The 13,822-nt window shown below is 60.2% G+C and carries 11 protein-coding genes; 9 read left to right on the top strand and 2 right to left on the bottom strand.

Annotated features, from left to right (window positions below; translation table 11 throughout):
- Nucleotides 1-28: 28 nt before the first annotated feature.
- Nucleotides 29-1,225 (top strand): class I SAM-dependent rRNA methyltransferase, encoded by a 1,197-nt coding sequence (locus I9H07_RS01180; RefSeq protein WP_024672712.1) that lies wholly within the window; start codon nt 29-31, stop codon nt 1,223-1,225.
- Nucleotides 1,226-1,583: 358 nt separating this feature from the next.
- Here the strand turns inward: I9H07_RS01180 and I9H07_RS01175 are convergent, their stop codons facing one another.
- Nucleotides 1,584-2,330, bottom strand: coding sequence for a TraX family protein (locus tag I9H07_RS01175; RefSeq protein WP_236424108.1), 747 nt, complete (start codon nt 2,328-2,330; stop codon nt 1,584-1,586).
- Between the two features lie 99 nt (nt 2,331-2,429).
- Between I9H07_RS01175 and I9H07_RS01170 the strand changes: the two genes are divergently transcribed.
- From I9H07_RS01170 to msrA, 6 genes are all read left to right on the top strand, one after another.
- Nucleotides 2,430-3,479: a low specificity L-threonine aldolase gene (locus tag I9H07_RS01170; protein WP_024675807.1), complete on the top strand. Its 1,050-nt coding sequence runs from the start codon at nt 2,430-2,432 to the stop codon at nt 3,477-3,479.
- Nucleotides 3,480-3,583: 104 nt separating this feature from the next.
- The gene (locus tag I9H07_RS01165) at nt 3,584-5,026 is read left to right on the top strand and encodes a TldD/PmbA family protein (protein WP_236424110.1); all 1,443 of its coding nucleotides are present in this window, start codon (nt 3,584-3,586) and stop codon (nt 5,024-5,026) included.
- Nucleotides 5,026-6,351 (top strand): TldD/PmbA family protein, encoded by a 1,326-nt coding sequence (locus I9H07_RS01160; RefSeq protein WP_236424111.1) that lies wholly within the window; start codon nt 5,026-5,028, stop codon nt 6,349-6,351. The genes I9H07_RS01165 and I9H07_RS01160 overlap by 1 nt, the downstream gene beginning before the upstream one ends.
- 9 nt (nt 6,352-6,360) lie before the next feature.
- Complete coding sequence (gene mdtD / locus I9H07_RS01155; protein WP_058392981.1) at nt 6,361-7,773, top strand: multidrug transporter subunit MdtD; 1,413 nt, start codon at nt 6,361-6,363, stop codon at nt 7,771-7,773.
- A gap of 253 nt (nt 7,774-8,026) precedes the next feature.
- Nucleotides 8,027-10,720: a sensor domain-containing phosphodiesterase gene (locus I9H07_RS01150; protein WP_058392980.1), complete on the top strand. Its 2,694-nt coding sequence runs from the start codon at nt 8,027-8,029 to the stop codon at nt 10,718-10,720.
- A gap of 145 nt (nt 10,721-10,865) precedes the next feature.
- Nucleotides 10,866-11,513, top strand: a complete 648-nt coding sequence (gene msrA / locus I9H07_RS01145) for a peptide-methionine (S)-S-oxide reductase MsrA (RefSeq protein WP_024675812.1) — start codon at nt 10,866-10,868, stop codon at nt 11,511-11,513.
- A gap of 259 nt (nt 11,514-11,772) precedes the next feature.
- Here msrA and I9H07_RS01140 read toward each other — a convergent pair whose 3' ends face one another.
- Nucleotides 11,773-12,609 carry a 23S rRNA (adenine(2030)-N(6))-methyltransferase RlmJ gene (locus I9H07_RS01140; protein WP_024673770.1) on the bottom strand — a complete coding sequence of 279 codons (837 nt, stop codon included), beginning with the start codon at nt 12,607-12,609 and terminating at the stop codon, nt 11,773-11,775.
- Nucleotides 12,610-12,988: 379 nt separating this feature from the next.
- Between I9H07_RS01140 and I9H07_RS01135 the strand changes: the two genes are divergently transcribed.
- The gene (locus I9H07_RS01135; protein ID WP_024673771.1) at nt 12,989-13,219 is read left to right on the top strand and encodes a DUF6124 family protein; all 231 of its coding nucleotides are present in this window, start codon (nt 12,989-12,991) and stop codon (nt 13,217-13,219) included.
- Nucleotides 13,220-13,341: 122 nt separating this feature from the next.
- The gene (locus I9H07_RS01130) at nt 13,342-13,608 is read left to right on the top strand and encodes a hypothetical protein (protein WP_024673772.1); all 267 of its coding nucleotides are present in this window, start codon (nt 13,342-13,344) and stop codon (nt 13,606-13,608) included.
- Nucleotides 13,609-13,822 lie beyond the last annotated feature (214 nt).

Genomic DNA, 13,822 nt, shown 5'->3' with positions numbered 1-13,822 from the left:
ATCCCGCTCTTTTTTCAGGAGCGACGTCATGTCCCTGCCTAGCTTGCGCCTCAAAGCCAACGCCGACCGCCGCCTGCGCGCCGGTCATCTGTGGGTCTACAGCAACGAGATCGACGTAGCCGCCACGCCGCTGAGCGGTTTTGCGGCCGGTGATCAGGCACTGCTGGAAGCCGCTGGCGGCAAACCGCTGGGCATCGTCGCCATGAGCCCCAACAACCTGATCTGCGCACGCCTGCTGTCGCGCGACATCAAGCTGCCCCTCGACAAGTCGCTGCTTGTTCACCGCATCAACGTTGCCCTGTCGCTGCGCGAGCGCCTGTTCGACAAGCCTTTCTATCGTCTGGTGTTCGGCGACTCCGACCTGCTGCCAGGCCTGGTAGTCGATCGTTTCGGTGACATTCTGGTGGTCCAGCTGGCGTCGGCCACCATGGAAAACCACAAGGAAGACATCATCGCGGCGCTGGTGCAGGTCATCAAACCGAGCGGCATCCTGTTCAAGAATGACTCGGCAGCACGCGACGCTGAAGGCCTGAATCGTTACGTTGAAACCGTGTTCGGCCTGGTGCCGGAATGGGTCGCGCTGGAAGAGAACGGCGTGAAGTTCGAAGCGCCGGTCATGGCCGGGCAGAAGACTGGCTGGTTTTATGACCACCGCATGAACCGCGCGCGCCTGGCGCCTTATGTCAAAGGCAAGCGCGTACTGGACCTGTACAGCTACATCGGTGGCTGGGGCATTCAGGCCGCAGCATTTGGTGCAGCCGATGTTACCTGTGTCGATGCCTCGTCTTTCGCCCTGGATGGCGTAGAGCGCAACGCAGCGCTGAACGGTTTTGCGGAAAAAATGACCTGCATCGAAGGCGACGTATTCGAAGCCTTGAAAGAGCTGAAAGCCGGTGAAGAGCGTTTCGACGTGATCGTTGCCGACCCGCCTGCGTTCATCAAGCGCAAGAAAGACATGAAGAACGGTGAAGGTGCCTATCGTCGCCTGAACGAACAGGCCATGCGCCTGCTGTCCAAGGACGGCATTCTGGTCAGCGCCTCGTGCTCGATGCACCTGCCGGAAGACGACCTGCAGAACATCCTGCTGACCAGCGCCCGTCACCTGGACCGCAACATCCAGCTGCTGGAACGCGGCAGCCAGGGCCCGGACCATCCCGTCCACCCCGCCATCGCCGAAACGCGCTACATCAAGAGCATCACCTGCCGGCTGCTGCCGAACAGCTGATGCCGAAGGGCCGGGACGAGAGCAACACGCCCAGACACCTCTCGTTCCCACGCTCTGCGTGGTAACGCATTTCGTGACGCTCTGCGTCACATTGCAGCCATGGCACATCACTCAACCCGGCACGATACAGGCAGCACTAAAGCCTCGGACTCCTTTGCGTTTGATGCCACGCCAGGCTGCAGATTTGTGACGCGGAGCGTCACCCAATGCGTGCCAACGCGGAGCATTGGCACGATAGTCACGAGAGCAACACGCCCAGACACCTCTCGTTCCCACGCTCTGCGTGGTAACGCATTTCGCGACGCTCTGCGTCGCAAGAGGCCTGGCGACATGCGGCACTGGCGCAGCGGTCGTAAGCTCAAACCCGCCCCAACACCGCCCGCAGCCCCAGCAACAGCAGAAAATGCAGCGGATAGATCGCATAGGCCCAGCGCCGCATCGGAATCACTGCAAATCCCGGTTTGCTGCGCAGCAACGCAATGCCCAGCACAGGCGCCAGCACGCACGCGACTATCGAACCCACGGAAATCGGATCGCCCCAAGCCGCGCCGGCGAACATCTGCGGCCAGGCGTTGCCCGCCACACAGAAAACAGCCGGAAACGCCGCATACCAAAGTCGCCTTTGCAGCACCAGCACGAAGACCAGCGGCAGCAGCACTCCGGCAAACCCGAACATCAGGTATTTCTGAAAGATCGCGGTAAGCAACAACGCAACAATGGCCATGACTCGCGTCGTCGGGTTGCGCTGCTGCCAGCCCTGAGCAATCACCAACCCCAACAGCAATGTCGGCATCACATTGAGCACTGTCGCGTCGACCATGAACAGTCGATACGGAATCTCCGCCAGCCCGGCGAACGCCAGCAACCAGCCCAGATAGCGCCATTGCACGCGGGGGGCCAGCAACGCGGCACTGCGCCGCGAGAGGTTCACCGCAATCGCCAGACAGAACCAGGGAAAGGCAAAACGCCCCGGCACGTAGAGAAAATCCACTGACCAGCCAACGTAACGCAGGTGGTCGAGCACCATGCTCAGCATCGCCAGCCACTTGAGCAGGTCCAGCGACTTGTTGCGTCCCGGCAGAAAAGGCGGGTTGGAAAGATCCATATCACTCCTGAACGGGTCAGCCAGTCATGCAGCCAACACATGACCGCACCCTATATTGTCGCTACAGTGCGCACCAAATACGCCCACAAGGAATCGGCCATGACAGACCAAAGCCAACAGTTCGCCAGTGACAACTATTCCGGTATCTGCCCTGAAGCCTGGGCGGCCATGGAACAGGCGAACAAGGGCCATCAACGGGCCTATGGCGACGATCAATGGACTGCGCGCGCTTCAGATGATTTCCGCCGTTTGTTCGAAACCGATTGCGAAGTATTCTTCGCCTTCAATGGTACGGCGGCCAACTCGCTCGCGCTGTCTTCGCTGTGCCAGAGTTACCACAGTGTCATCTGTTCGGAAACGGCCCACGTCGAAACCGATGAGTGCGGCGCGCCGGAGTTTTTCTCCAACGGCTCGAAACTGCTGACCGCCCGCAGCCCCGGCGGCAAGCTGACCCCGGAGTCGATTCGTGAAGTGGCGCTCAAGCGTCAGGACATTCATTACCCCAAGCCGCGCGTCGTGACCCTGACCCAGGCCACCGAGGTAGGCGGCGTCTATCAGCCGGAAGAACTCAAAGCAATCAGCGCCACGTGCAAGGAACTGGGCCTGCACCTGCACATGGACGGAGCGCGGTTTTCCAACGCCTGCGCGTTTCTGGACGTTTCCCCGGCCGAGCTGACCTGGAAGTCCGGCGTCGATGTGCTGTGCTTCGGCGGCACCAAAAACGGCATGGCGGTGGGTGAAGCGATTCTGTTTTTCGACCATGATCTGGCCGTGGATTTCGACTACCGCTGCAAGCAGGCCGGGCAACTGGCGTCGAAAATGCGCTTCCTGTCTGCGCCATGGGTCGGGCTGCTGGAAAACGACGCCTGGCTCAAGCATGCACGCCACGCTAACCGCTGCGCGCAACTGCTGGCTGAACTGGTCAAGGACATTCCGGGCGTGGAGCTGATGTTCCCGGTGCAGGCCAACGGTGTGTTTCTGCAATTATCGGAACCGGCCATTGCCGCGCTGACGGCTAGAGGCTGGCGCTTCTATACCTTCATCGGCAACGGCGGCGCACGCTTCATGTGCTCGTGGGACACCGAAGAGGATCGCGTGCGCGAGCTGGCGGCGGACATCCGGCTGGTGATGCAGGGCTGTAGCGTCTAACTCAAGCTTGCGCGTGCAGCTTGTCGAGCTAACGGTTAATCTCCTTCTCAACGGCACTCGGCGCAAAAGGTCGTCCGACCGCCCTCAAGAAGGAGCTTGTCCGCATGTTCGATTTCTCCGCCCGGCTCAAGCAGCACTTCGCTGCTCTGCACAGTGAAGCGCAATTCTTTTCCGTGCGTTACGTGCGGCGCACCGGCCAACGGCTGTGCGTGCGCAAGAATGTGGCCGAGCCGCCCTCGCTGAGCAGCGACGAAGGCGCGATGCTGACCGTGCGCCTGAACGGCGTCGAAGCGTACGCCGCCACCAACGACATTTCCCGACAGGGTTTGCAGGCGGCCCTGCAGCAGGCCGAAGCGCTGGCGCGGCGTCTGGCACCGCATGCCTTGCTCGACCTGAGTACCCAGGCCGTGTCCACAGCCAAGGCCGACTACCTGTCGCCAAACCTCGATCAGGCCTTCCCGCCGCTGAGCGACTGCATCGGCCTGCTGATGAACGAGTCGAATGCCGTCCCGAAAGACGAGCGCCTGGTCAGTTGGCAAGCCTCGCTGGGGCTGGAAACCGTCGAGCAGATCTACTTCAACAGCGCGGGAGCCGAGCTTCGTCAGGCGCAGCGTTTCGTTTTTCCCGGCATGAGCGTGACCGCCTATGACGGCCGCGACAGCCAGACGCGCAACCTGGGTGGCGATAACTTCGGCCAACAGGGCGGTCTCGAAGTTCTGAGCAATTGCGGGCTGATCGGCGCTGCCGTCAGCGTGGCCGATGAGGCCTTGCAGTTGATTCTTGCGCCGAACACCCCGTCTGGCCCGCGCGACCTGCTGTTGATGCCGGACCAGATGGTGTTGCAGATTCATGAATCGATCGGCCATCCGCTGGAGCTCGACCGGATTCTTGGCGACGAGCGCAATTACGCAGGCACCAGCTTCGTCAAAACCTCCGACTTCGGCACCCTGCAATACGGCTCCAGCCTGCTGAACGTGACCTTCGACCCGGAGATTCCCGAGCAGTTGGCCAGCTACGCGCATGACGACGATGGCACGTCTGCAAGCAAGCAATTCCTGATTCGCGAAGGCCTGCTGCAACGCCCGCTCGGCGGTGCGCTGTCGCAATACCGCAGCGGTCTGGAGGGCGTTGCCAACAGCCGCGCCTGTAGCTGGAACCGCGCGCCCATCGATCGCATGGCCAACCTGAATATCGAGCCGGGCGACCAGTCGATGGACAGCCTGATCGGTAACATCGAGCACGGCATTCTGATGTCGAACAATCGCTCATGGTCTATTGACGATGCGCGTAACAAGTTTCAGTTTGGCTGCGAATGGGGTCAGTTGATCGAAGACGGCGAGCTCAAGGGCGTGGTGAAGAACCCCAACTATCGGGCGATTTCTGCACAGTTCTGGAAAAATCTCAGCGCCGTTGGCGATGCAAGCACGTTCAAAGTGCTGGGCACACCCAACTGCGGCAAGGGCGAGCCGAACCAGGTGATCCGGGTCGGCCACGCCTCTCCGGCGTGTGTGTTTGCCAATGTCGATGTATTTGGAGGGGACGCCTGATGTCGCACCAACAGCAATTCGAGGCACTGGTCGCCTTGCTCAAGGCGGCGATCAGCCCGACCGAACACTTTACCCTGGCTTACGATGCCGAGGCGTCGGACTTCATCCGCTTCAATCATGGCCAGGTTCGTCAGGCCGGTTGCGTGCAACAAGTGATCGTGACCTTCAAGCTGATCGACGACGGGCGTCATGCCAACCTGGAAGTGACCCTGTCGGGTGATACCGAAACCGACACCCGGCGCCTGACCGATGCCTTGCAGCAGTTGCGCGAAACGCTGCCGTCGCTGTCGAAAGACCCGTATCTGCTGCCCAATACGCAGGCCTGGCACAGCAGCAACGTGCAAGACCTGCCGCTGCCGGACAGCGCACAGGTCGTGGAGCAGATCAGCGCGCTGTCTCAGGGGCTGGATCTGGTCGGCTTTTATGCCGCTGGCCCGTTGTATCGCGGCTTTGCCAGCTCGTGGGGCGCGCTCGGCTGGCATCAGGCCAACAGCTTCAATTTCGACTGGAGCCTGTTCCATGAAAACGGCCAGGCGGTGAAAGCCAACTACGCCGGTCATGACTGGAACAGCGAGGCATTTGTGCGCCGTTTCGAGCAGGCGCGGGAACAACTGGCGTTTCTCGGACGCCCGCTGCACATCCTGGAACCTGGGCAATACCGTGCTTACCTGGCGCCAGCGGCCTTGGACGAAGTGATCGGCATGCTCACCTGGGGCGGGTTCTCCGCTCAGGCCCTGGCGAGCAAGCGCAGCCCGCTGCAACGGCTGTATGACGGCGATGCCCGTTTCAACCCGGGCGTCAGCATTGACGAGCACGTCACTGGCTCGCTCTCGCCTGCGTTCTCGCGCGAAGGTTACCCGCGCAAGGACCTGCCGCTGATCGCCAACGGACAAGCCCGCGAGCGCCTTGTGGATTCCAGCAGCGCAGCCGAATATGACCTGCCCGCCAATGGCGCGGACTACGGCGAAGGGCCCAGCGCGCTGAGCATGGCAGGCGGTTCGCTGGAGCTGGATCAGATCCTTGAAAAGCTCGGCACCGGCCTTTACATCAGCAACCTGTGGTACCTGAACTTCTCGGACCGCGCCGCCGCACGTCTGACCGGCATGACACGCTTTGCAACTTTCTGGGTCGAAAATGGCCGGATCGTCGCGCCGGTCAGCACCATGCGCTTCGATGACAGCGCCTACAGCCTGCTCGGCAGTGCGCTGGAGGACCTGACCCGCGAACGGGAACTGATCCTGCAATCAAGCACCTACAGTCAGCGCCAGACCGGTTCTACGCAATTGCCGGGTGCGCTGGTCAGTCGAATCACCTTCACGCTATAGCAGGAGCCTATGTCGAACTCAGCAGCGCCGATCATGGACGAAAAGACCCTGCGGTGGATGCCCTGGGTCATCGCCATCGCCTTCTTCATGCAAAGCCTGGACGGCACGATCCTCAACACGGCCCTGCCGTCCATGGCCGGTTCGCTGGCAGAAGACCCGCTGCGCATGCAGTCGGTGGTCATTGCCTACATGCTGACCATCGCCCTGCTGATTCCGGCTTCGGGCTGGATTGCCGACCGCTTCGGCATCAAGCGGATTTTCTTCAGCGCCATCCTGCTGTTCAGCTTCGGGTCGCTGCTGTGCGCGCTGTCCTGGTCACTCAACGTGCTGGTGGCGGCCAGGGTGATTCAAGGGCTGGGCGGTGCACTGATGCTGCCCATCGGGCGGCTGATTGTGTTGCGCGCCTATCCGCGCTCGGAGCTGGTGCGGATCATGGGTTTCATCACCGTGCCCGGCCTGCTTGGCCCGTTGCTGGGGCCGACGCTGGGCGGCTGGATGGTCGAATACCTGAGCTGGCACTGGATCTTTCTGATCAACATCCCGGTCGGGATTCTGGGCTGCTACGCCGTCAAACATTACATCCCCGATCTCCCCGGTGGCGGCCGGACGCGCTTTGACGGTGTCGGCTTCATCCTGTTTGGCGCGGCGATGGTGCTGATCACCATCGCGCTGGAAGGCCTGGGTGAACTGCACCTGCCGCACATGCGGGTGGTGCTGCTGTTGTTCGCCGGGATGGGTTGCCTGGCAGCCTACTGGCTGCGCGCCGGTCATATCGAGTCACCGCTGTTCGCCCCGTCGCTGTTTCGCACCCGCACGTTCGCGGTCGGCATCATGGGCAACCTGTTCGCCCGCCTGGGCAGCGGTGCACTGCCGTTTCTGGTGCCGTTGCTGCTGCAAGTGGCGCTGGGTTATTCACCGTCTCAGGCCGGTATGAGCATGTTGCCGCTGGCGGCAGCCGGCATGTTCGCCAAGACCGTGGCACGCTGGCTGATCGAACACCTGGGGTATCGCCTGATTCTCACCGGCAATACGCTGCTGCTGGGTATCCTGCTGGCAAGCCTGGCGCTGGTCGATATGCAGACACCTTACTGGGTCTTGCTGGTGCAACTGGGGCTGCTCGGGGCGGTGAACTCGCTGCAGTTCACCGCGATGAATACCGTGACCCTGATCGACCTCGATGACGCCAGCGCCGCCAGTGGCAACAGCCTGCTGTCAGTGGTCGCTCAGCTTTCTTTGAGCCTTGGCGTGGCAAGCGCTGCCGCTTTGCTGGGTGGCTTCAGCGAAGAAGTGACCACCGGCGAAGTCAGTAGCGTGCTGGGGGCATTCCAGCTGACGTTCCTGAGTGTGGGTGTGCTTGCGATGTTTGCCGCAGGTATTTTCTTGCAACTGCCTGCGAAAGAGGGCAATACGACCAAGTCCTGAAGCGTGATGCCATGAACCGCCAGTGAAGAGTTTTTAATCATTGTCGACTGAAAAAAACGGTTTTAGCCCCCGAAAACACTGCGCTTTAGGTAACCGACCAGATACATTGAAGAAGTGCGACAACTGGCCGACACTTTTATAGCACTAAGCCATCGTGGTCTCTTGTAAGCACGGCCTGCATCATGCAACCTTGCCGTACGCGAAAAGAGGTTTCACGCCCGTCGCGACTAGTATTCCGGAAGCGAGTTTGTTCATGAAAAGCCAAACCGATGCTGCCGGTAGAACCGCAGCCGAGGTAGTGACGCAATTGCCAGTGCCATCGCGCTTGGGAATGCTGCGTTTCGAGAGGCTGAATGAAGCCAATTGGGCGCTATTGTTTCTCGATCCAAATTGCGAAAAGCAGCTTGGCCTGCCTGCCGTCGACCTTTGTGCCTTGATTGGATCCCCTTATGCCAGTCTCATGGAACCGGAAGTACGCTATCAGCTGCATGACGACGTTCAACTGCAACTGTCCTCATCTCCGAATTACTTGATCCGCTATACCCTGCATACACCCAAAGGTCCGCTTGGGCTGCTGGAAATAGGCGAGGCCTACAAGCAGCACAATCGTCATTTGCTGCGCGGCTACTTCATGATCGTCGACGAGCTGGTCGCGGAGAGCGAACAACCTGTCGACTCCGATCTGGAAACCCGCAACTCCCGCTTGCAGATCGCTCTGGAGCTCAATCAGCGAGCCCAGCGAGACCAGTTCGCCCACCTTGAGCGTGTGCGCGCTCAGCAGGACCTGATCCTGCGCCTGACCCGCCACCGCTATACCACCGCCAACACCCTGCTGGAGGCGGCAGAGCTGATCACCCGAAGCGCCTGCGATATCTACGACGTCGACCATGTCAGCATCTGGAATCTGAACGACAAGCGCCTCGAGCCGATCACTGACTATGACCGGGAAAGTGGTGATTATCGGGCTCGCACGCCGATCGACATCAGCCCTTATCCCTCGTATCTCCAGGCCCTGCATACCAGCAGAGCCATTGATGCGAGCAATATCCAGACTGACCCGCGTACCCGGGAAATGGCCGAAAGCCTGACCCCCATGGAAAACCGCGCAGTGCTGGACGCCAGCATTCGCATCGACGGGCAGGTGGTGGGCGTGCTTTGCCTGGAGCAGTCCGCTTCGACACGCGAATGGCAGTCCGACGAAATAGCCTTCGCCGGCGAGCTGGCCGATCAGTTCGCTCAGGTGATCAACAACCATAACCGTCGCGCCGCAACCAACGCGCTGCATCTGTTCCAGCGCGCGGTCGAGCAGAGCGCCAACGCGTTTCTGCTGGTCAACTGCGACGGCGTGGTGGAATACGTCAACCCCAGCTTTACGGCGATCACTCAATACAGCTCCGATGAGGTTTCCGGGCGCAAACTCTCGGAATTGCCGGCGCTGGAAAACCTCAATCAGCTGCTGCTGGAAGCCAATTCCAGCCTGACCAACAGCAACAGCTGGCAGGGCGAATTCAAAAGCCGCCGCAAGAACCTCGAACCGTACTGGGGCCAGCTGTCGATTTCCAAGGTCTACAGCGATACACGTGAACTGACGCACTACATCGGTATTTACGAGGACATCACTCAGAGCAAGCTGGCCCAGCAGCGCATCGAGCGCCTGGCCTACACCGATAACCTGACCAATCTGGGCAACCGCCCGGCGTTCATCCGCAATCTGGACGAACGCTTTGCCCGCGACACCGACACGCCGATGAGCCTGTTGCTGGTCGACATCGACAACTTCAAGCGCATCAACGACAGCCTTGGCCACCAGACCGGTGACAAGCTGCTGATCAGCCTGGCGCGGCGCCTGCGCAACACGCTGAGCCCCACCGACGTGCTGGCGCGCTTCGCCAGTAACGAATTTGCCGTCCTGCTGGACAACACCGGCCAGGAAGCCGGACAGACGACTGCCAGCCAGGTGCTGGCCACGCTGGACAAGCCGATGTTCGTCGACAACCAGTTGATCAGCGTCACCGGCTCGGTGGGGCTGGCCTGCGCTCCGCTGCACGGCCGCGACCCGCAGACCCTGATGAAAAACGCCGGTCTGGCGCTGCACAAGGCCAAAGCCAACGGCAAGCATCAGGTGCAAGTGTTCACCGAAGCGCTGAATGCCGAGGCCAGCTACAAGCTGTTCGTCGAAAACAACCTGCGTCGCGCCCTGACCCAGAACGAGCTGGAAGTGTTCTATCAGCCAAAACTGTGCCTGCTGACCGGTCGTCTGCTGGGCATGGAAGCGCTGCTGCGCTGGAATCATCCCGAAAAAGGCATGATCCGACCGGATCAGTTCATCAGCGTGGCGGAAGAAACCGGGCTGATCATTCCTATCGGCAAATGGGTCGCCCGGCAATCCTGCCGCATGAGCAAGGACCTGACCGCCGCGGGCTTCGGCCATCTGCAGGTGGCGATCAACGTGTCGCCCAAACAGTTTTCCGACCCGGAACTGGTGTCGTCGATTGCCTCGATCCTCAAAGAGGAAGCGCTTGATCCCTCGCTGCTGGAGCTGGAGCTGACCGAAGGCTTGCTGCTGGAAGCAACCGAAGACACCCGCCAGCAACTCGACTCGCTGAAAAAACTTGGCCTGTCGCTGGCCATGGATGACTTCGGCACCGGCTACTCGTCGTTCAGTTACCTGAAGAAATTCCCCATCGATGTGATCAAGATCGATCGCAGCTTCATTCGCGATATTCCGGATGATGAAGACGACATGGAAATCACGTCTGCGGTGATCGCCATGGCCCACAACCTCAAGCTCAAAGTGGTTGCCGAAGGCATCGAGACCGCCGCCCAGCTGGCGTTTCTGCGCCGTCATCGGTGCGATGTCGGCCAGGGTTATCTGTTCGACAAGCCGATTCCTGGCGAAGAGTTGATCGAAAAACTGCAACGTTACCCCCGTCTGCCATCCGCCTGACCACCTTCCCTGTACCCCGCTTACTTGGGCACACTGTTGGTCTGTTTTTACACGGCAGCACTTGTTTCTACGTGTAACGGGACCTATGTAATGCTATTCATCCGTCCTGGCCTGCTGCCTGTCTCTAATTGAGAGGATACGGTTCATGACTCTGCGCTCGGAAATTCTAGTGAACAAAAACGTACTGCCTACCGCCGAACAAGCACTGCCGGGTCGTGAAACACCTATGGCGCTGCCGGAAACTCACTTCGTCAACGGTAACCCGCTGCTGGGGCCGTTCTCGAATAACGTCGAATTCGCCATCTTCGGCATGGGTTGCTTCTGGGGCGCAGAACGTCGCCTGTGGCAACAGGAAGGTGTGGTGAGCACTGTCGCCGGCTACGCAGGCGGATTTACCCCGAACCCGACCTACGAGGAAGTCTGCTCCGGGCTGACCGGCCACACCGAAGTGGTGCTGGTGGTCTACGAGCCGGCAAAAATCAGCTACGAAGCGCTGCTCAAGGTGTTCTGGGAAGTGCACAACCCGACTCAAGGCATGCGTCAGGGCAACGACATCGGCACTCAATACCGTTCGGTAATCTACTGCACGACTCCCGAACAGCTCGACGCCGCCAAAGCCAGTGCCGAAACGTTCCAGGCTGAACTGAGCAAGGCCGGTAAGGGCAGCATCACTACTGAAATCGAGCAGGCACCGACGGTTTACTTTGCCGAAGCCTACCACCAGCAATACCTGGCCAAGAATCCTCAGGGCTACTGCGGTCTGGGCGGCACGGGTGTGTGCATGCCGGCCTGATTCGAGCCTGGCGGCCCGAAAACAGCGTTTTTCAGGCTTCTGCCCGCAGGGCGTAGGAGCGAACTTGTTCGCGAAGATAGTAGTTCAGGTGACGCATTTTCGTCGAATATACTGGCCCTTTCGCGAACAAGTTCGCTCCTACCACCTACGGTCAGAATCAAAAGCGGGCTTATGTATAACGCTGAGCTCCGCGTCGGAATGCAGTTCTGGACGCTCTGCGTCCGCTAGGCAGCGCAACCCGGCCTGGCTGTGAACACGCTTACTCGGCAATCAACCAGTCCATCTTCCAGCCGCCCTGGGTCTGGCCAAGTTTTTCAGCCAGATACGGCATCAGCTCACGCAGTTCTTCTTCCAGGCCCCATGGCGGGTTGGCGATGGCCAGGCCTGAGCCGTTGAGGCTCGCCGGGGTGTCCAGCGGATGAACGTACAGTTCGACGCGTAGCAGCTTGGGTGCGCCGGTTTCTGCCAGATCCTGATAGAAACGCCGCAACAGACGCGGGTCCTTGATCGGGTACCAGATCGCGGCCACTGTCTGACGCATGCGCCCGATGGTTTCCTTCAGCGCCACGGCGCAACGTTTCATTTCGTCGAGCTGCTCGAAGGGCGGATCAATGAGCATGACGGCGCGCTTTTCAGCGACTGGCAGCAAGGCGCGTGGCACATGCCAGCCTTCACCCAAATGGACCGCCACGCGGCGGTCGCCCTTCATGTTTTCCTTGAGCAGACGCCCGTCTTCCGGGTGCTTCTCGTTGAGCAGCACACGTTCGCGCTCGCGGGTCAGGCGGCGGGCCAGTTCAGGCGAACCGGGGTAATAGCGCAGCTCGCCATCGGGGTTCATGTCGTGCAGCACTTGCAGGTAATCGGCAGCCAGCGCAGGCAGGTCTGCGGTATTCCACAAACGCCCGATGCCCTCTAGCCATTCGCCCGTGCGAGTGGCCTGGTCGCCCTTGAGGTCATACAGCCCGAGACCGGCGTGGGTGTCGAGATAGGCAAACGGCTGCTCCTTGCGTGCCATAAGGGCAATCAAGCGAGTCAACGTGAGGTGTTTGAACACATCGGCGTGGTTGCCGGCATGGTAGGCGTGGCGGTAATTCATGGCAGCTCCTGGCAAGCTGCGCAGTTTAGCAAACCTGAGCAATGAACAAGAATTTGTAACGAATTTGCAGGACTTGTCTCTTTCGTTTGAAGGAAGTTTCCGAGAAACTCCCGGCCTATTGTGCCTGCCGATTTCGATCTCTACTCTGCGCCGGTCGCTGCATATTCAGCGATGAGGATTAGTAGCCCTCGATGTGATTAGGCGCAATGCGCCACCTTGTGCAAGGCGCTTTTATACGGCCTGCATCTTTATGGTGGCCGTGCGTAGGGCGTCTTCGGATGCACCGGTTCCTAATCACCGGGCTACTACCTGCGCGCGGCCGCCACCTTCGATTAGTAGCCGAAGTGACGACCTTCCAGTTATTGATTAGGAGTCTCACATGCTAAAAATCGTCCCCGACCCGCCCCTCTTCACCGCCAACCCGAACATCAGCCATGAAGACGCACTCATGCACGCCAGCGACCTGCTGCGCTGCGCCATGACCAGCGCCGCAGAATTCAGCGACAGCATGACTGGCAACCAACGGGACATGACGCTCTCGATCATGCACCTGATGGAGATGGCAAAAGTGATGCTCGACTGGACGATAGACAAATCCGGGACCGAATGAGCGCGTCATGAACTGAAAACGACGTACTTGTAGCCAATCCAGCCATGCGCGACATGCAGGGCTTGCCCGCAGTCGGCTGTCCTACCAGAATCGGAAAAAGCCCGATCACAGGAATAGACGCCATGATGCACGCGGACTTGATTGACCAGGAAGACCTGCTCAGCCAGCTCAGAGCCTTGGGATTCGAAACACCCGGCGGCGCAACAGCCGAACAGGCCTGCGCACACGCGGTCTGCGCCCTTAACGCAGAGCGTGCCACAGCCTTGCGCCGCATGGTGGAAAAGCTCCTCACCGGCAGCGCCACCCTCCTCCCCGCCGTCCGCCAGGCTATCGACCAGCAACTGCTGCCCGCGCTGGCGGCTTATAAGCAGAGTCACAGTGGATCATGACCGATAGGTGAAGAACGCCTATCTTACCCATGCTTCGCGTGGGTATGCCGTTCCGGACGCTCTGCGTCCTGCCTTGAACCTGCTGCGCGGCGCAGATTTGTGACGCGGAGCGTCACCCACGGCATTCCCACGCTGGAGCGTGAGGAACGATATCCCAACCATCGTGCGACGCTCCGCGTCGTCATGCCGTTCGTGACGCTCTGCGTCACAGGGT

Source organism: Pseudomonas syringae, assembly GCF_023278085.1.
Lineage (GTDB): Bacteria > Pseudomonadota > Gammaproteobacteria > Pseudomonadales > Pseudomonadaceae > Aquipseudomonas > Aquipseudomonas syringae_Q.
Note: the sequence above shows the minus strand (reverse complement) of the source record. Positions and strands in the feature narration are given on the sequence as shown.